Origin of the sequence: Nocardia sp. NPDC059195, from assembly GCF_042754695.1 — a bacterium.
Taxonomy (GTDB): Bacteria; Actinomycetota; Actinomycetes; order Mycobacteriales; family Mycobacteriaceae; genus Nocardia.
In genome coordinates this window covers 34,501-51,577 of record NZ_JBHZBG010000037.1, presented here as the reverse complement: position 1 = coordinate 51,577, position 17,077 = coordinate 34,501, and the positions used below count along the sequence as shown (strand labels likewise).

Here is a 17,077-nt window from a genome sequence, read left to right as displayed (position 1 = left end):
GCATTTTCGCTGGGTGGGAGCGTTGGTGGGCGGGGTGTGGTGTGGCTGGGTTCAGCGGGTATCGGCTGCCAGGCCCAGACCGAGGGCAACCAGGATCGCGGCGAGGGTTCTTTCCATCCGTTGGCGGATTGTCGCGCGGCGGAGCCAGGCGCCCGCTCGGTCGGCGGCCAGGACCACGCCCACGCACCAGGCGCCGTCGACGATGACCTGGATGGTGGCGAGGATGAGCAAGGTGGGCAGGACGGGGCCTTCGTCCGGGAGGAACTGTGGCAGGATCGTCATGCCGAAGACGGCGGCCTTCGGGTTGGCGGCGATCGAGATCAGCGAGGCGCGGAAGGCGGCGGCGGGGGTGTTGCCGCCGGGGAGTTTCGCGGTGAGTGCGGCGCCGAAGTCGTCGTGGCGGCCGCGGGCGTGGCGCCAGGACTGGACGCCGAGCCAGATCAGCACGACGGCGCCGACGACGTGCATGGTGGTGTTGAGCCAGCGATTGGCCGCCAGCAGAATCGACAGCCCGGTGCCGCCCGCGAGCGTCCAGCCGAGAATCCCGATCTCGTTGCCCACCACAGCGGCCAGACCAGCGGTTCGCCCGTCGCGCACCGAGCGCTGGAGGAACAGCGCCGTCGCGGGCCCGGGAAGCGCGGCCAAGATCATGGCGGCGACCAGGAATTCGGGGAGGACATCGACCCAGTGCGGCATCAGTGCATGGTGGCACGGAGTGTCGGCGGGTGGCGAACGGATTTCGTAGGCCCCCTGCGCGGGCGCGATCGTTTATTCTTCCGGGGTGAAGGCACTCCGTCGGTTCACTGTCCGTGCCCATTTGCCGGAGCGGCTCGCCGCGCTGGGTGAGTTGTCGACGAACCTGCGGTGGTCGTGGCACGGCCCGACGCAGGATCTGTTCGCCGAACTCGACCCGCAGCTGTGGCGAACCGTCGGCCAGGACCCGGTGCGGATGCTGGGCGAGGTACCCGCCGAGCGGCTCGACGCGCTCGCCGCCGATCCCGGGTACACCGCGCGGGTCGACGCGGCCGCCGCGGGCTTGCGGGACTATCTGACCAGGCCGCGCTGGTTCCAGGAGCAGACCGGCACCGACATCGCGGGGATCGCCTACTTCTCGATGGAGTTCGGTGTCACCGAGGTGCTGCCGAACTACTCCGGCGGTCTCGGCATTCTCGCCGGTGACCATCTCAAGGCCGCGTCGGATCTGGGTTTGCCGCTGATCGGCGTCGGGCTGCTCTATCGCTCGGGGTACTTCCGGCAGTCGCTGTCGGCCGACGGCTGGCAGATGGAGCACTACCCGGCGCTGGACCCGCAGGGCCTGCCGCTGCGGCTGCTCACCAGCGACGGCTCGCCGGTGCTCATCCACGTCGGCATGGCGGAGGGCCGGGTGCTGCGAGCCAGGGTGTGGATCGCGCAGGTGGGCCGAATTCCGCTGCTGCTGCTCGATTCCGATATCGCCGAGAACGATCCCGAACTGCGCGCCGTCACCGACCGGCTCTACGGCGGCGACCAGGACCACCGCATCAAACAGGAGATCCTGGCGGGTATCGGTGGCGTTCGCGCGGTGCGCGCCTACACCCGTGCCAACGGCCTCCCGGATCCCGATGTCTTTCATATGAACGAGGGGCACGCGGGTTTCCTCGGCGTCGAGCGCATGCGTGAATTCATCGCGGGTGGACTGGATTTCGAGACCGCGCTCGCCGCGGTGCGAGCGGGCACCGTCTTCACCACGCACACCCCGGTTCCCGCGGGCATCGACCGTTTCCCGATGCCATTGGTACGCAGGTACTTCGGTGGTTCACATGGTGAGTCCGAATCCGCTTTGCTGCCAGGGCTTTCCGTCGACCGGATCCTCGCGTTCGGTCGGGAGGGCGATCCCTCGGTGTTCAATATGGCGCACATGGGTCTGCGAATGGCTCAGCGCGCCAACGGCGTATCGAAACTGCACGGTGAAGTCAGCCGGGAGATGTTCGCGGCGCTGTGGCCGGGATTCGACGCGGCCGAGGTGCCGATCGGCTCGGTCACCAATGGTGTGCACGCCCCGACCTGGGCCGCGCGCGAGTGGATCGACAAGGCACGCGAACTCGTCGGCCCCGAACTGGTCGAGGAGGCGCGGGGCTGGGAGAAGCTCAGCGATGTCGACCTCGGTCAGCTGTGGTCGACGCGAAACACGTTGCGCGGAGTACTGATCGATGAAGTACGGCGCAGGTTGCGCGAGTCATGGCGACAGCGCGGCGCCGCCGACGCCGAACTCGGCTGGATCGACGATGTCTTCGATCCGAACGTGCTCACCATCGGTTTCGCCCGCCGCGTACCCACCTACAAGCGGCTCACCCTCATGCTGCGCGACCCGCAACGTCTGCGCGCGCTGCTGCTAGACCCGCAACGTCCGGTGCAACTGGTGGTCGCGGGCAAGAGCCACCCCGCCGACGACGGCGGCAAGGCGTTGATCCAGCAGGTCGTGCGGTTCGCCGACGACCCCGAGGTGCGCAAGCGCATCGTGTTCCTGCCCGACTACGACATGTCGATGGCCCGCTACCTGTACTGGGGTTGCGATGTGTGGCTGAACAATCCGCTGCGTCCGCTCGAAGCCTGCGGCACCTCGGGAATGAAGTCCGCGCTCAACGGCGGTCTCAATCTGTCCATCCGCGATGGCTGGTGGGACGAGATGTACGACGGCGAGAACGGCTGGGCCATCCCCACCGCCGACGGTATCCGCGACGAGGCCCGCCGCGACGACCTCGAGGCCTCGGCACTCTACGAACTCGTCGAACGCACTGTCGCACCGCGCTTCTACGACCGTGACGGCAGCGGTGTGCCGGTTCGCTGGACCGAAATGGTGCGCCACACCTTGCAGACCACCAGCCCGAAGGTCCTGGCATCGCGGATGGTGCGCGACTACGCCGAGCAGTACTACGGACCCGCGGCCGCCGCGTTCGGCCGCGCCGCCGCCGACAAGTTCGCGGGTGCCGTTGAGGTCGCCGAGTACCGCAAGCGCGTCGACGCCGCGTGGTCGTCGGTACGGATCGCACAGGTGGACAGCTCGGGCCTGCCCGACACCCCGGTGATCGGCGCGGAACTGTCCCTGCACGCGCGCATCGACCTCGGCGGGCTCGCGCCGTCGGATGTGGTGGTGCAGGCGGTGCTCGGCCGGGTCTCGCCGACCGACGACCTCTCCGACACGACCACCATCGAGATGCGCCACACCGGCACCGACGACGGCAGCGAGCTGTATTCGATCCAGGCTCCGGTTCCGCTGTCGGGCGCGGTCGGGTACACGGTGCGGGTGCTTGCGCACCACGGGTCGTTCGCCTCCGCCGCCGAACTGGGCTTGGTGGCTGTCGCGGGCGCGTAACCGTACACGGTGACACCAGTGCCGGGTTGTTCGATTCAGTGAACTTTCCGCTACCGTTCCGGGGTCGAACATAGAGGAGAGTCATGGCCACCGATGTCGTAACCCGCGTCCGAGGGCGCATCGACGGATACTTCGGTGTCTCGTCGAGCGGGTCCACCTTCAAGCGCGAGGCGATGGCGGGCACGGTCACGTTCCTGGCGATGTCGTATGTGCTGGCGGTGAACCCGTCGATCCTCGGTGACGAGGGTGCCCTCGGCGACAAGGGCATCCCGATGCAGGCGGTCTTCACGGCCACTGCCGTCGCCGCGGTCTTCGGCACGCTCGTCATGGGCATCTGGGCGAAGTACCCGATCGCGCTCGCGCCGGGCATGGGTCTCAACGCGTTCTTCGCTTACACGGTGGTGCTCAGCATGGGCATCCCGTGGCAGGTGGCGCTGTCGGGCACCTTGCTGTCGGGCATCATCTTCTTCATCTTGGCGGTCACAAAGGTCCGGGAACGGATCCTCAACGCGATTCCGTTGCAGATGAAATTCGCGGTCGGCGCGGGTATCGGTTTGTTCGTGGCGTTCCTCGGTTTGAAGAACGCGGGCATCGTCGTCAACAGTGACGCGACGCTGGTGGCGCTCGGCGATTTCACCAAGGGCACCACCCTGCTTGCCATGTTCGGCCTGATCGTGACCGTGATCTTCCTGGTGATCGGCTGGCACGGTGCGGTGCTCTACGGCATCGTCGCGACCACGATCCTGGGCATGGTGACCGGTCTGGTCGGTGTGCCGGACGGCATCGCCGAGATGCCGAAGGGCCTGGATCAGACCTTCGGCCAGGCGATCATCCACCTGCCGGATGCCTTCACCGGGCAGATGATCGTGGTCGTCCTCACCATGCTGTTCGTCGACTTCTTCGATGCCTCGGGCACTCTGATCGGCGTCGCCAACCAGGCCGGTCTGCTGAACAAGGACGGCACCCTGCCCCGCGCGGCGAGCGCGCTGGCGGCGGACTCGGTCGGTACCACCGCGGGCGCGATCATCGGTACCTCCACCACCACCGCCTATGTCGAATCGACGGCGGGTGTGTCGGCGGGTGGCCGAACGGGACTCACCGCGGTGACCACGGCGGGCTGGTTCCTGATCGCGATGTTCTGCTATCCGATCTTCTCGGTGGTCGCGGCATCGGCCGAGATCACCTCGGCCGCGCTGATCGTGGTCGGCATCCTGATGGCGCGTTCGCTCGGTGATATCGACTGGCAGAATCTCGAGTACTCGGTGCCCGCGTTCATCACCGTCATCATGATGCCGCTGACGTATTCCATCGCCAACGGGCTGGCGATGGGCATGATCTTCTACCCGATCGTGATGGTGGCCAAGGGACGCATCAAGGACGTGCACCCGGCTATGTGGGCGCTGATGGTGCTGTTCCTCGCGTACTTCATCTTCTTGGTCGAGTAGGCCTTCGAGCCATAGCTGTGTCTATACTTAGGCTAGCCTAGCCAAGCTTGAAGGAGATCCACTTATGAAGCGCTCGCTCGTTGCCGCGTCGATGGCGTTTGCCACCATCTTCGCGCCGGTCACCGCTGCTGTTGTCGCCACCGCCCCCGCCGCGATCGCCGCGCCGGCCACGCCCTCGGCTGGTCAGCTGTACGGCAAGCTGCAGGCGGCCATGAACGGCTCGGCAGCCGAGCTCGAGTCGGGCAATGCCGGCGGCCTCTCGGTCGTGCGCGACACCGTGAACCGCATCCCCGGCTACAGCTGGGATGTCTCCGGCCCGGTCACTGTCGACGGCGACACCCTCTCGGCCACCCTGAACAGCCGCCTCGGCGACTACGCCTTCCCGATCCCGGTGACCTGGAAGGACATCGACGGCACCTGGAAGCTGTCGCAGGAGTCCGAGCAGACCCTGGTCAGCTACGCCACCATGGCGTGGTGATCTGAGGAGTTTTTTGATCAGGGCCGTCCCGCTGGGGCGGCCCTTTTCGATTTTTTGTGACTGGGATCACAGAATTGCCAGGAATGGCGTGAAATAGTGGCAGCGGACCCAGGGTTGTGATCGAGGAAGGCAATCGGACCACGGTCCGGTTGCGGGCAAGTTTCGAATCGCAGATGAGGAAACGATGACCGACACCGCTACCCGCATCACTCCTACCGCCACCACCACCGACGAGGCCAACGCCGCAGGTATCGGCCTGCTGGTATTGCGCGTCGGCTTCGGCGGACTGATGGCCGCCTATGGAGCCCAGAAACTGTTCGGCTGGTTGCACGGACCCGGCTGGGGCGCCAATGCCGACGGTTTCACCGCCATGGGCTACAACCCCGGCGAACTCTTCGGCACACTGGCCGGGCTCGCCGAGTTGGTCGGTGGGCTGTTGCTGGTGTTCGGGCTGTTCACGCCGTTGGCCGCCGCCATCGTGCTCGGGACGATGATCAATGCCATCAACGCGCTGTGGAGCGGTGGGCTGTTCCCCGCCGATCCGACGGTGATGGGCTTCTCGACGCCGCTGCTGTTCGCGCTGGCCGCGACCGCGTTGGCATTCACCGGGCCGGGTCGATTTTCGCTCGACGCCGGGCGGCCGTGGCAGCGACAGGGCGTGGTGTGGGGCGGCGGGGCCGTCGCGCTCGCCGTCGTGGCCGCGGTGGTGACGTTGATCTTCAAGGCTGTGCTCTGATCCGATCGTTGTCGGGAGGCGGCGCGGTGACCGGGATTCGGTTGCCGCGCCGCCTCTTTCGTTCGACGCCGAGCCGATTCGTCATCGGTCGTATGCCCGTGGTTCCACCGAGCACGCGCGGGGAGTCGGTAGCAGCGATTAACCTCGTGGCGGCGCTTGTTCTCAGCGGCGCCACGCATTGTCCGCGGATGGAAGAGGAGAGCTGCGATGAAGGCTTACGACCTGGGTTTCGGAGACTCGGCGGACAAATTGGCCGAGACGCCGGACGGTGAGCTGTTGGTGCTGGGCGCGCCGGTGCGTTCCGGGTGGATCGGCAGTGAAGGGCCTGCCATCGATCCGGCTACCTGGCCGCGCGGGCCTGTCACCGGCCTGCCGATGATGCACGCGCTCACCTTGCGCCTGCCCACCGATTTCCAGCGCCGCGGTCCCGGGTTTCCCGCCATCGCGCTCTTCCAAGGGGAGGGGCAGTTCGCCGGGACCGACGCGGTCGAGGCGGACGCGGCATCGGAGGACCCCCTTGCGCGCGATCTGGTCGCCACCCGCCCGCATCCGAAATCGCAGATCATGCACGACGAGATCGGTGGGGCTTTCGCGCTGATCTGGCTCACCGAGAAGGAATTCGCCGGCGGCCCGGTCGCTCCGCCCGCCGACGTTCGCCGGCCCGGATCTCCGGCCGCGAGCGATGAAGGCCGCAATGCCTGGGATGATGTCCACCCCACCGTCGGCGTCTGGCTCGCCGAGCGCACCGCCGACCCCAACGTCGGCATCCCCCCGGTCGAATACGAGCCGAACACCAAGTACCAGGACCCCCTCACCGAAGACTCCGGCTGGACCACGTGGGCCGAACCCCTCTTCGGTCGCTCCCACCTCGGCGGCACCGCCTTCCCCGTTCAGGCTCTGCCCGAGGGGCTGACCCCGTACTACCTGGAGATCGAAGAGATCTCCGGCATGAACTTCGGCGGCGGCAATGCCCAACTCGACTTGGAGTCGGGCGTTTTCGATTGGTCCTGCGGGTAGTTCAGTTCATCATCGCCGGGCGGTCGTCGTCGGGGTGCGGGGCGGCGGCGGTCCGGGTTTCGGGTGAAAGTTGTTCAGGGGCAGGGAGATCGATGGCCGGCTCGATGGGGGCCGGGGGTAGTTTGCGCGTGCGGATGTGCAGGGCGATGCCTGCCAGCGTGATCAGGTAGATGATCACGTAGATGTTCATCAGGACCTGGGGCAGCGGCCACCACGGGGGCAGCAGGAAGGTTCCCACGCTCACCCAGGTGGGGGTGTAGGTGTAGGTCCAGGCGGCGACGGCCACGTAAAGACCGGCCGCGGCGAGCCACCAGCGAGCGCGGGTCTGGGCGCGGTGGATCAGGTAGACGAGCAGTGGGACGAACCAGACCCAGTGGTGGCCCCAGGAATACGGGGAGATGGCGCAGGCGGTGAGGCCACCGAGGGTGACCGAGAGCAGGGGTTCGCCGCGGCGGGCCAGGACCGCGGCCAGCCACAGCGCGACCAGTGCGATCGGCACGGCGATCAACAGCCACAACCACACCGGCGCGGGGCCGTGGGTGAGGTGGGCGATGGCGCCGCGCAGAGACTGGTTGGCGGGGTGGACGTCGGGGGCGATGCGGCCGGAATGGAAGAACGTCGAGGTCCAGTACTGATAGGAATCGCTCGGCAGTACCAGCGCGGTCAGGCCGATCGACGCGATGAAGGTGAGGGCACCGGTCGCGGCCGCGCGCCACTGCCGTTGGGCGAGGTACTGGGCGATGAAGTACAGCGGGGTCAGTTTGATGCCCGCGGCGATGCCGACGCCGACACCGCGCAAGGTGCTGTTCTCGGCGCGGGAGAAGTCCCACAGCACCACCAGCATCAGCACCAGATTGATCTGCCCGTAGTAGAGCGTGGTGCGCACCGGTTCGGCGAACGTGCAGGCCAGGGTGAGCAGCGCGCTGACGGCGGCCAGTTTGGGGGTGACGCGGTAGCCGAGCATCCGGAAGCTTTGCAGCACAACCCCGAACAGCACCAGCAGGTTGAGCACCAACCACGTCGTGGTGACGTGCGCCCACGGAATCAGCAGCAGCGGCAGGAACACCAGGGCCGAGAACGGTGTGTAGGTGTAGAGCAAGCCGTAGTGCGTCGGATCGATGTAGAGCGCTCGTTCGTGCACCACGCGCCAGCCGCCGTCGCGGTAGATGTGCACGTCGAGACCGCCGACGAGAATGCCGCCACTGTCCATCCACGGATCCATGGTGGTGAACAGCAGCGTTACGCCTGAGACGGCGGTGCCGAGTAGCAGAAGTAGCGTCAGGGTCGTGCGTGGAAGTGCCACGCCTCGAGATCTCTCCGCCACGGCCGTACTACCGGCCGGCCCGCATCGTATGCACGACTAAGAACTTACCGCGCGGGGTCGACGGCGCTCGGCGGCGGACCGACTTCGGTAGGAAAACGACATGAAAGCGGGTACGGCTGGCGGCGAACCGTTCTCGGCGGGCCGGGCCCGCACGGTCAGGCCCGCCGTTTCGGTCGCACCGGCCAAGCGCGAACAACCTCGGAGCGCGCTGAGTTCGCGCCCATCAGGCGGCCGGACGCAACGTCAACATGGTGTCGGCGCCGTGATGGAACTCATAGCCGGTCTTCTGCAGGGCGGTGGTGATGCCTTTGTCGTGGAGTTCGGCGCGCAGGTGGTCGATGAGGTCGTCGAGTGGGGCGCCGGTGTAGTCGAGCAGCGGGTAGACGCGGGTTTCGGTGGTGGCGACGCGGGCCAATTCGAGCAGGGCGGCCAGGTGGAAGTCGGCGTCGAGCCGGTCGGCGTAGCTGAACAGCAGGTGCGAGCTCAGGGCCAGATCGAACGCGTCGTCGGGGCAGGGGAGCGAGGGTAAGGAGCCGGCCAGGTAGCGGTGAGGTGCGGCGCGCACGTCGTCGGCGAAGCGGACGGCGGCGCCGCGGCGGATCGTGGCGTGCTCGGTGGTGGAGCCGTACCAGTCCCAGCGGTAGCGATCGGCGTGGGAGTGCGCCCAGGCCACCGCCCGTTCGGTTTCGGGGGTCGCGCGAGCGGCCAGTTCGGTCGGTGGAGTGGCGTAGATGGGATCGATCGCGGTGACTTCCGCGCCCAGCGCGCTCGCCTCGGCCGCGAAACTCGCTGCGCCACCGGGACAATCGAGGACACGACGACCGGAAAGATCATCGTCGGAGAGATGGAACATCGCGCGGTACTCGGCCAAAGATCGTGCACTGACCAGAAATTCGCCGAGTACCTCGCCATCGGCGTGGTGCATCATCACCACACGTTCTCACGAGTTGCGTTCGCACGCTCGCGGATTCACGAGTGTGGTCATCGCGATTGCAAGACTCGACTTGCGAATGTCGGCTTCGCTCAGGCGGTGTCGGTGAGCCGGCGCAGTGCCTTGGCGACCACTTCGGGATCGCTGGTCTCCCAGTACGGCGGCAGCGATGCGCGCAGGTAGCTGCCGTAACGGGCGGTGGCCAGCCGGGAATCGAGGATCGCGACCACGCCGCGGTCGTCGACGCTGCGCAGCAACCGGCCGGTGCCCTGGGCCAGCAGCAGCGCGGCGTGATTGGCGGCCACGGTCATGAAACCGTTGCCGCCGCGCGACTCCACCGCCCGCTGACGCGCGGTGAGCAGCGGGTCGTCGGGGCGCGGGAACGGAATGCGGTCCAGGATAACGAGACTCAGCGACGGGCCGGGCACGTCGACGCCCTGCCAGAGGGTGAGGGTGCCGAACAGGGAAGTGGCCGGGTCGTCGGCGAATTTGCGCACCAGCGCGCCCATCGAATCGTCGCCCTGGCACAGCACCGGGGTGTCGAGCCGTTCACGCAGCGCCTCGGTGGCGGCCTTGGCGGCGCGCATCGAGGAGAACAGGCCGAGCGTGCGGCCACCGGCGGCGGTGATGAGCTGTTCGATCTCGTCGAGATAGGCGGGTGAGAGCCCGTCGCGGCCCGGCGCGGGCAGGTGTTTGGCCACGTAGAGGATGCCGGACTTGGCGTGGTCGAACGGGGAACCGACGTCGAGGGCGTTCCAGCGCACCGATTCCAGGTCGGCGGGTGCGGTGGCGCCGTTGGCCATGGCCGGATCGACCTTGCCGCCCGACTGCGACGGCAGGCCCCAGGTGATCGCGAGCCCGTCGAACGAGCCGCCGATCTGCAGGGTGGCCGAGGTGAGCACGACCGTCGCGGTGCCGAACAACCTGCTGCGCAGCAGTCCGCCGACCGAGAGCGGCGCCATCCGCAAGGTGCGGCGGGCGACGCCGCGCATCTCGTCGGCCGACAACCAGATGACATCGCGGCGGGCGGCGGGATCGGCCTCCTCGAACGCGGTGAGCGCGCGGACCGCGGCCTCGTGCACGTCGTCGATGGCGGCCACGGCCATGGTGCGGGCGGCGGCGTTGTCGGGGTCGTCCTGGGTTTTGACGCTGCCGGTCGGAGCGATGGCGGTGCGCGCGTTCCAGGCAGCATCGCGGACCAGGGCGAGCACGGGTGCGATGCCGTCGGGCAGTTGATCCCAGCGGCCTGGCGGCAGGTCCTCGAGAGCCTGGTGGAAAGCTTCCGCGGCGCCTTCGAGCCGGTCGACCTCGCGTTCGTCGATCAGTTTGGTGCAGCGGCGGGCGGCGGCGCTGATCGCGGTCGCGGCCAATTCGGCGGTGGCGACGCCGGTGACGCGGTCGACCAGTTCGTGCGCTTCGTCGATCACCACCACGTCGTGTTCGGGCAGGATCTGGATGCCGCTGATGGCGTCGATGGCCAGCAGCGCGTGGTTGGTCACCACCACGTCGGACTGGGCCGATTCCGCGCGCGCCTTCTCGGCGAAGCAGTCCTGGCCGAACTGGCAGCGCGACTTGCCGAGGCATTCGCGCGAGCCGACGCTCACCTGGCGCCAAGCGCGGTCGGTGACGCCGGGGGCGAGTTCGTCGCGGTCGCCGGTTTCGGTGTCGGAGGCCCATTCGTTGAGGCGCTGGACTTCGCGGCCGAGGCGGGAGATGGCGAAGGCGTCGAACAGTTCGGCCTCGCCGCCGGTGTCCTCCGGGATGACGCTGTTGATCTTGTTCAGGCAGAGATAGTTGTTGCGGCCCTTGAGGATCGCGAACTTGGGCGCCCGGCCGAGTGGTGTGGTGAGCGCCTCCGCCAGCCGCGGCAGATCGCGGTCGACGAGCTGGCGTTGCAGCGCGATCGTGGCGGTGGAGACCACCACGGTGCGGCCGGTGCGTACCGCGTGGCGCAGGCTCGGGATGAGGTAGGCCAGCGATTTACCGGTGCCGGTGCCCGCCTGGACCGCCAGGTGCTCCTTGGTGTCGATCGCGTGGTCGACGGCGGTGGCCATGGTGGTCTGCCCGGTGCGTTCCTTCCCGCCGAGGGCATGCACGGCGGTGACGAGCAGGTCGGCGACGGGAGGAAGTTCGGGCACGCTGGCAGCTTATCCGCACCCTCGGACACGTTCGCCCGAGCTGCGGCGAGCCCGGTCAGGACTCGCGGACGAAGTCGTTGATGTGGTCGCGGACGTAGTCGAGGACTCGCTGTTCGAAGTCTTGCGGTTCGTTGATGTCGTAGATCTCGTCGGGGTCTTCGGCGCGGTCGCCGGTGGGGCGGCGGATCTGGTCGGGGGTGGCGAGGGTTTGGTGTTCGTCTTCCCAGAAGCGGTCTAGGTCGTCGTTGGGGGAGCTCATGGAGGCGTCGCGGGCGGCGATGATGGCCGCGGCGGCCAGTTGGGGCATGCCTGCTGCGCGGAGACCTCTTGTGGCCCAGGGGAGTTCGCTGCGGCGGGATTTCAGGTAGCTCGAGAAACCCGCTTCGAGGACGCTGGTGTGCAGGCTCGACAGTGCCAGCAGGTTCGAGAAGGCCGGGGGGAGCTTGCCGAACGCGCCGATGCCGAGGCGCTGGAGATCGTCGGTGGCGGGGTTCGACCAGAAGACGGTGTCGGCGGCGTCGTGGATGCTGTCGGTCTCGGCGAGTGCCTTCGTCAGGGCTGGTCGGGTGTGCGCCGGGAATCGATAATCCATGGGAGAAGTATTCAGGGACGCAGTTGTACGCCCGCATCGCGGAGGGTGGTCAGGGCGGTCTCGGTGGTGTCCGGGGCGACACCCGCGGTGAGGTCGAGCAGGACGGTGGTGTCGAATCCGGCTTCGGCGGCGTCGAGAGCGGTGGCTCGGACACAGTGGTCGGTGGCGATGCCGACTACGTCCACGGCGTCGATGTTGTGGGCTCGGAGCCAATCGGTGAGGGTGGTGCCGTCCGCCGACGCGCCTTCGAAGCCGGAGTACGCGGCGGTGTATTCACCCTTGGAGAAGGTTTCCTGGATGGGCGAAACGTCGAGAGCCGGGTGGAAATCGGCGCCGGGGGTGCCCACTCGGCAGTGGGGTGGCCACGAGTCGACGTAGTCGGGGTCGGTGGAGAAGTGGGGGCCGGGATCGATGTGCCAGTCGCGGGTGGCCACTACGGCTGCGTAGTGCTCGCGTGCGACGAAGTCGGTGATCGCGGCGGCCACTGCCGCGCCGCCTGCTACCGCGAGGGAGCCGCCCTCGCAGAAGTCGTTCTGTACATCCACGATTATCAGGCCGCGTGCCATGTCATCCTCCACCTTGTTCGAGCAGAACCATTCTCCGCCGCGAAACGCCGAGCGGCCACCCGGTCTCCGAGGATGGCGGACATCGCCGAGGGGCGCCACCGCTCGGCGAACAGCGGTCCTCAGCCGAGGAACGTCGTCGGCACGGCGGGCTCGCCGGCGGAGAGTTTGAGACCTTCCCACGGCAGGCTGACCAGGCCGCGCGCGACCAGTTCGCGACTCTGCGCCAGCGTCGCGACATTGTCGACCACCTTGCCGCCACGAACCAGCGGAACCTGCAGCTCCCGCACCTGAAAACCGTTGGTAGCCGGTGCTTCTCCGCCTTCGGGGTAGACGATCTCTTCGACGATCGTGCCGGTGGCGCGGGCCAATCGCACGGCCTTCTTGGTACCCCCGCGCGACTGCTTGTGACTCGACCGTTTGGCGACCGGGATGCCGTCGACCTCGACCAGCTTGTAGACCATGCCCGCGGTCGGGGCACCCGAACCGGTGACCACCGACGTGCCGACGCCGTACACGTCGACCGGTTCGGCACGCAGCGCCGCGATGGCGTACTCGTCCAGATCTCCGGAGACCACGATGCGGGTGCCGGTGGCGCCGAGCTCGTCGAGCTGGTCGCGGACCTGTCTTGCGAGCACGCCGAGGTCGCCGGAGTCGATGCGCACACCGCCCAGTTCGGGACCGGCCACCTCGATGGCGGTGGCGACGCCCCTGGTGATGTCGAAGGTGTCGACCAGCAGGGTGGTGCCGATGCCGAGCGTGTCGATCTGGCTGCGGAACGCCGCTGCCTCGTGTTCGCCGTCGGCGCCGCTGTGCAGCAGGGTGAACGCGTGGGCGCTGGTGCCCGCACCGGGCACGCCGAACCCGCGCACGGACTCGAGGTTGGAGGTGGCGTCGAATCCGGCCAGATAGGCGGCGCGCGAGCTCGACGGTGCGGCGAGTTCGTGTGTACGCCGCGAGCCCATTTCGATCATCCGCCGACCGGCCGCCGCGCTCACCATGCGCGCGGCCGACGAGGCGATCGCGCTGTCGTGATTGAAGATCGACAGCGCGAGGGTCTCGAGGAGCACGCATTCGGCGAAACTGCCGCGCACGGTGAGGATCGGCGAGCCGGGGAAATACAGCTCACCTTCGGCGTAGCCGTCGATATCGCCGGCGAAGCGATATTCGCGCAACCATTCGACGGTGGCTGGGTCGAGGAACTTCGCGACCACGGCCAGCTCGTCGGGGCCGAAACGGAAATGGGCCAGCGCGTCGAGCAGGCGAGCAGTGCCCGCGACCACGCCGTAGCGGCGACCGTTCGGCAACCGCCGGGCGAACACCTCGAAGGTGCACTGTCTACGGGCCGAGCCGTCGGCCAGCGCCGCGGCCAGCATCGTCAACTCGTACTGGTCGGTCAGCAGCGCGGTGCTGGCGAACTCGTCACGGATCTGCACACCAGAAACTCTAGTCACCGCGGGTGTTGTTTCCTGGGGGCCTCGTCGTACCCTGGTTTTCATGGCCGTGTGCAATTCCGTTCGGGCCGGCGCCGTCACCGACGCTGTGAACGCCGCACTGTCGGCACCGCAGGCGACGCCGGAAACCACCGAATACACCGAGATCCTGGAGGCCGAGGACCGGCCCTGGGTCACCGTCGTCTGGGACGATCCGGTGAATCTCATGCACTACGTCACCTACATCTTCCAGAAGCTTTTCGGCTACAGCAAAGCCAAGGCGACCGAGTTGATGATGCAGGTGCACAACGAGGGCAAGGCGGTGGTGTCCTCGGGTTCGCGCGACAAAATGGAGCAGGACGTGCGCCGATTGCACGCGGCGGGCCTCTGGGCAACCATGCAGCGCGACTGAGCACTGGACTAACCTGGGCCCTGTGCGTAAGTGGAGCAGGAAGAACTCACTGAGTGGCCTCAAGCTTCGATCCGAAATGGACGAGCACGAGGCCACCGTCCTTCGCTCCCTGATCGGCGCGGTGTCCGGACTGCTCAGTGACCGCGCGGCCGACGCCCCCGAAGACGAACTCGCCGCGCTCACCGGCTTGCGTACCGGCAACACCACCCCGCCCGACGATCCGCAACTGCTGCGCCTGCTGCCCGATTTCCACCGCGCCGAACCGGGTTCCCCCGATGCCAAGCGCGCCGATCTCAACAGTGCGCTGCGCAGCCTGCACGAGCCGGAGATCATCGACGCGAAACTGGCCGCTGGACAGGCTGTGCTCGACAGTTGCCCGGAAGTGGGCGGCAAGATCGCGCTCACGCCCGAGCAGGCCGACGCGTGGCTGGCCGCCCTCACCGATGTCCGTCTCGCGCTGGGCACCCTGCTCGACATCGACGACGACACGCCCGACCATTTCGATCCGGAAGATCCGCGCGCTCCGCATCTGGACGTCTACCACTGGCTGACCTGGATGCAGGATTCCCTGCTTCAGGCGCTCGCTCCCTGACCTGCTCTCGCGGGTGAGCTGACCCGCGTGCGATGGCCGGATTCGCTGATCGAACGAAGGACGACACGATGCGCAGCGGCCCCGGGGTACGCAACTCGATCACCGACGTCGCCGGTGTGCTGGTAGGCCACCACCAGGCGCTCGACGCAGACGCCACGCCCGGTGCCGGTGCCGCGACGGGCTGCACCGTCGTGCGGGTCCCTGGTGGCGCGACCGCCTCGGTCGACGTGCGCGGCGGCGGACCGGGTACCAGAGAAACCGACCTGCTCGACCCGGCCAACACCGTCCGCCGACTCAACGCGGTGCTCCTCACCGGCGGCAGTGCGTACGGCCTGGCCGCCGCCGACGGTGTGATGCGCTGGTGCGAGGAACACGGCGAGGGCATTCCGATGGACCCGACCGATCCGAGCCGCGTGGTGCCGATCGTGCCGGGCGCGGTGATCTTCGATCTGCCGGTCGGCGACTGGGGCATCCGGCCCGGCGCGGACTTCGGTTATCGCGCGGCAGCGGCAGCGTCGACCGAGTTCGCCCGGGGCACCGCCGGGGCCGGTGTCGGTGCGCGGGCGGGTGCGCTCAAGGGTGGAATCGGTTCGGCGAGTGTGGTTCTCGGTGACGGTCCGGGTGCTGGTGTCACCGTCGGTGCGGTGATCGTGGTCAATCCGGTCGGATCGGTCGTCGATCCGCGCACCGGGTTGCCGTGGGGAGTCGGCACCGACGGACCTGACTTCTTCGGGCTGCGGACGGGGACGCCGGACGAGATCGCCGCGCTTGCCGCGCTGCCGGCCAAGACCATCGTGCTCAACACGACGATCGGGGTCGTCGCCACCGACGCCGCCCTCGACCCGGCCGGCTGTCGGAGGATGGCCGCCACCGCGCACGACGGACTCGCCCGGGCGATCCGGCCCGTGCACTCCCCGCTCGACGGCGACACGCTGTTCGCGCTGTCCACCGGCACGATCGACGTCGCCCCGCTCGCGCTGCCGCCCGCGTTCCCCTCGGACCTGCTGCTGCTAGACCAGCTGTGTACGGCAGCGGCGGTGGTGGTCGAACGCGCGGTCGTCGACGCCGTGCTCACCGCGACTTCGATCGCCGGAATTCCCGCCTACTACGACCTGTTTCCGCACTGATCGGCGGCTCCGCCCGATTCGGTCGGCATCGCCCGCCCTCGGTCGACCCGGCCGCCGTGCGGCCCCCTGTTGACCAGCCCCGCGGCGACTTGCCGCACCGGCGGTGGACCGGAGTGTGTGTCCCGTGGAATACCCGAATAGGGTGAGTGGTTGTCGAGGAAGGTGCTCGACAGCACGCATGCAGGTTGTGGAAAGGGTCGATGAAGTGCTGGTGATCAGGGCCGATCTCGTTGACGCGATGGTGGCGCACGCCCGCGCCGACCACCCGGACGAGGCCTGCGGCATCATCGCCGGGCCCGAGGGCAGTGACCGGCCCGAACGGTTCGTCGCGATGGTCAACGCCGAACGTTCGCCCACTTTCTACCGGTTCGATTCCGGTGAACAACTGCGCGTGTGGCGCGCGATGGACGACGCCGACGAAGTGCCGGTCGTCATCTACCACTCGCACACCGCCACCGAGGCCTACCCGAGCCGCACCGACATCTCCTACGCCGCCGAACCGGACGCGCACTACGTGCTGGTCTCCACGCGCGACCCGCAGACCCACGAACTGCGCAGCTACCGCATCGTCGACGGCGAGGTCACCGAAGAACCGGTGCGCATCGTCGATTCCTACTGAACCCGTCCGAGAAAAGCCACCACCCCCGAGGAGTCCCTCATGCCGGTAACCGTGTCCATTCCGACCATCATGCGTGGTATCACCGGAGGTGAGAAGCGAGTGCAGGGCGAGGGCTCGACCCTGTCCGCGCTCATCGCCGACCTCGACGCGAATCACCCCGGGCTGGCCGAGAAGCTGCTGTCCGACGGCAAGCTCAACCGCTACGTCAACATCTACGTCGACGACGAGGACGTGCGCTTCTCCGGTGGACTGGCAGCCGAGGTGCCCGCGGGCGCGTCGGTGACCATCCTGCCCGCCGTGGCCGGCGGCGCCTGAGAC

The 17,077-nt window shown here is 67.9% G+C and carries 17 protein-coding genes; 10 read left to right on the top strand and 7 right to left on the bottom strand.

Annotation, left to right across the window (positions count from 1 at the left end):
- Positions 1-51: 51 nt before the first annotated feature.
- Positions 52-696: a LysE family translocator gene (locus tag ACFXKN_RS30475; RefSeq protein WP_378973560.1), complete on the bottom strand. Its 645-nt coding sequence runs from the start codon at positions 694-696 to the stop codon at positions 52-54.
- Positions 697-781: 85 nt separating this feature from the next.
- On the opposite strand from ACFXKN_RS30475, the gene glgP reads away from it, so the two are divergent.
- The 5 genes from glgP to ACFXKN_RS30450 all read left to right on the top strand — a co-directional run bounded on the left by glgP (position 782) and on the right by ACFXKN_RS30450 (position 7,028).
- Positions 782-3,352, top strand: coding sequence for an alpha-glucan family phosphorylase (gene glgP, locus ACFXKN_RS30470; RefSeq protein ID WP_378973565.1), 2,571 nt, complete (start codon positions 782-784; stop codon positions 3,350-3,352).
- Positions 3,353-3,435: 83 nt separating this feature from the next.
- Positions 3,436-4,797, top strand: a complete 1,362-nt coding sequence (locus ACFXKN_RS30465; protein WP_378973570.1) for an NCS2 family permease — start codon at positions 3,436-3,438, stop codon at positions 4,795-4,797.
- A gap of 64 nt (positions 4,798-4,861) precedes the next feature.
- The gene (locus tag ACFXKN_RS30460) at positions 4,862-5,275 is read left to right on the top strand and encodes a hypothetical protein (RefSeq protein ID WP_378973573.1); all 414 of its coding nucleotides are present in this window, start codon (positions 4,862-4,864) and stop codon (positions 5,273-5,275) included.
- A 184-nt stretch (positions 5,276-5,459) separates the two neighbouring features.
- Positions 5,460-6,011, top strand: a complete 552-nt coding sequence (locus ACFXKN_RS30455; RefSeq protein WP_378973577.1) for a DoxX family protein — start codon at positions 5,460-5,462, stop codon at positions 6,009-6,011.
- 207 nt (positions 6,012-6,218) lie between these two features.
- Positions 6,219-7,028 (top strand): hypothetical protein, encoded by an 810-nt coding sequence (locus tag ACFXKN_RS30450; protein WP_378973582.1) that lies wholly within the window; start codon positions 6,219-6,221, stop codon positions 7,026-7,028.
- Position 7,029: 1 nt separating this feature from the next.
- On the opposite strand, the gene ACFXKN_RS30445 is transcribed toward ACFXKN_RS30450, so the two are convergent.
- From ACFXKN_RS30445 to ACFXKN_RS30420, 6 genes are all read right to left on the bottom strand, one after another.
- Positions 7,030-8,331, bottom strand: coding sequence for a glycosyltransferase 87 family protein (locus ACFXKN_RS30445; protein ID WP_378973588.1), 1,302 nt, complete (start codon positions 8,329-8,331; stop codon positions 7,030-7,032).
- Between the two features lie 244 nt (positions 8,332-8,575).
- Positions 8,576-9,280, bottom strand: a complete 705-nt coding sequence (locus ACFXKN_RS30440; protein WP_378973591.1) for a hypothetical protein — start codon at positions 9,278-9,280, stop codon at positions 8,576-8,578.
- 95 nt (positions 9,281-9,375) lie between these two features.
- Positions 9,376-11,421 carry an ATP-dependent DNA helicase gene (locus ACFXKN_RS30435; protein ID WP_378973596.1) on the bottom strand — a complete coding sequence of 682 codons (2,046 nt, stop codon included), beginning with the start codon at positions 11,419-11,421 and terminating at the stop codon, positions 9,376-9,378.
- Positions 11,422-11,476: 55 nt separating this feature from the next.
- Entirely contained in the window at positions 11,477-12,013 is a 537-nt protein-coding gene (locus ACFXKN_RS30430; RefSeq protein ID WP_378973600.1) for a hypothetical protein, read from the bottom strand.
- Between the two features lie 11 nt (positions 12,014-12,024).
- Positions 12,025-12,579, bottom strand: coding sequence for an isochorismatase family protein (locus tag ACFXKN_RS30425; protein WP_378973603.1), 555 nt, complete (start codon positions 12,577-12,579; stop codon positions 12,025-12,027).
- 119 nt (positions 12,580-12,698) lie between these two features.
- Positions 12,699-14,012: a nicotinate phosphoribosyltransferase gene (locus ACFXKN_RS30420; protein ID WP_379434292.1), complete on the bottom strand. Its 1,314-nt coding sequence runs from the start codon at positions 14,010-14,012 to the stop codon at positions 12,699-12,701.
- Positions 14,013-14,073: 61 nt separating this feature from the next.
- On the opposite strand from ACFXKN_RS30420, the gene clpS reads away from it, so the two are divergent.
- From clpS to ACFXKN_RS30395, 5 genes are all read left to right on the top strand, one after another.
- Positions 14,074-14,421: an ATP-dependent Clp protease adapter ClpS gene (clpS, locus tag ACFXKN_RS30415; RefSeq protein WP_378921633.1), complete on the top strand. Its 348-nt coding sequence runs from the start codon at positions 14,074-14,076 to the stop codon at positions 14,419-14,421.
- 22 nt (positions 14,422-14,443) lie between these two features.
- The gene (locus tag ACFXKN_RS30410) at positions 14,444-15,013 is read left to right on the top strand and encodes a DUF2017 domain-containing protein (RefSeq protein WP_378973617.1); all 570 of its coding nucleotides are present in this window, start codon (positions 14,444-14,446) and stop codon (positions 15,011-15,013) included.
- A 68-nt stretch (positions 15,014-15,081) separates the two neighbouring features.
- A complete protein-coding gene (locus ACFXKN_RS30405; RefSeq protein WP_378973621.1) occupies positions 15,082-16,140 on the top strand; it encodes a P1 family peptidase in 1,059 nt (352 codons plus the stop codon).
- Positions 16,141-16,345: 205 nt separating this feature from the next.
- Positions 16,346-16,759 (top strand): Mov34/MPN/PAD-1 family protein, encoded by a 414-nt coding sequence (locus ACFXKN_RS30400; RefSeq protein ID WP_378973823.1) that lies wholly within the window; start codon positions 16,346-16,348, stop codon positions 16,757-16,759.
- Positions 16,760-16,798: 39 nt separating this feature from the next.
- On the top strand, positions 16,799-17,074 hold the full coding sequence (locus ACFXKN_RS30395) for a MoaD/ThiS family protein (RefSeq protein ID WP_378973626.1): 276 nt from the start codon (positions 16,799-16,801) through the stop codon (positions 17,072-17,074).
- Positions 17,075-17,077 lie beyond the last annotated feature (3 nt).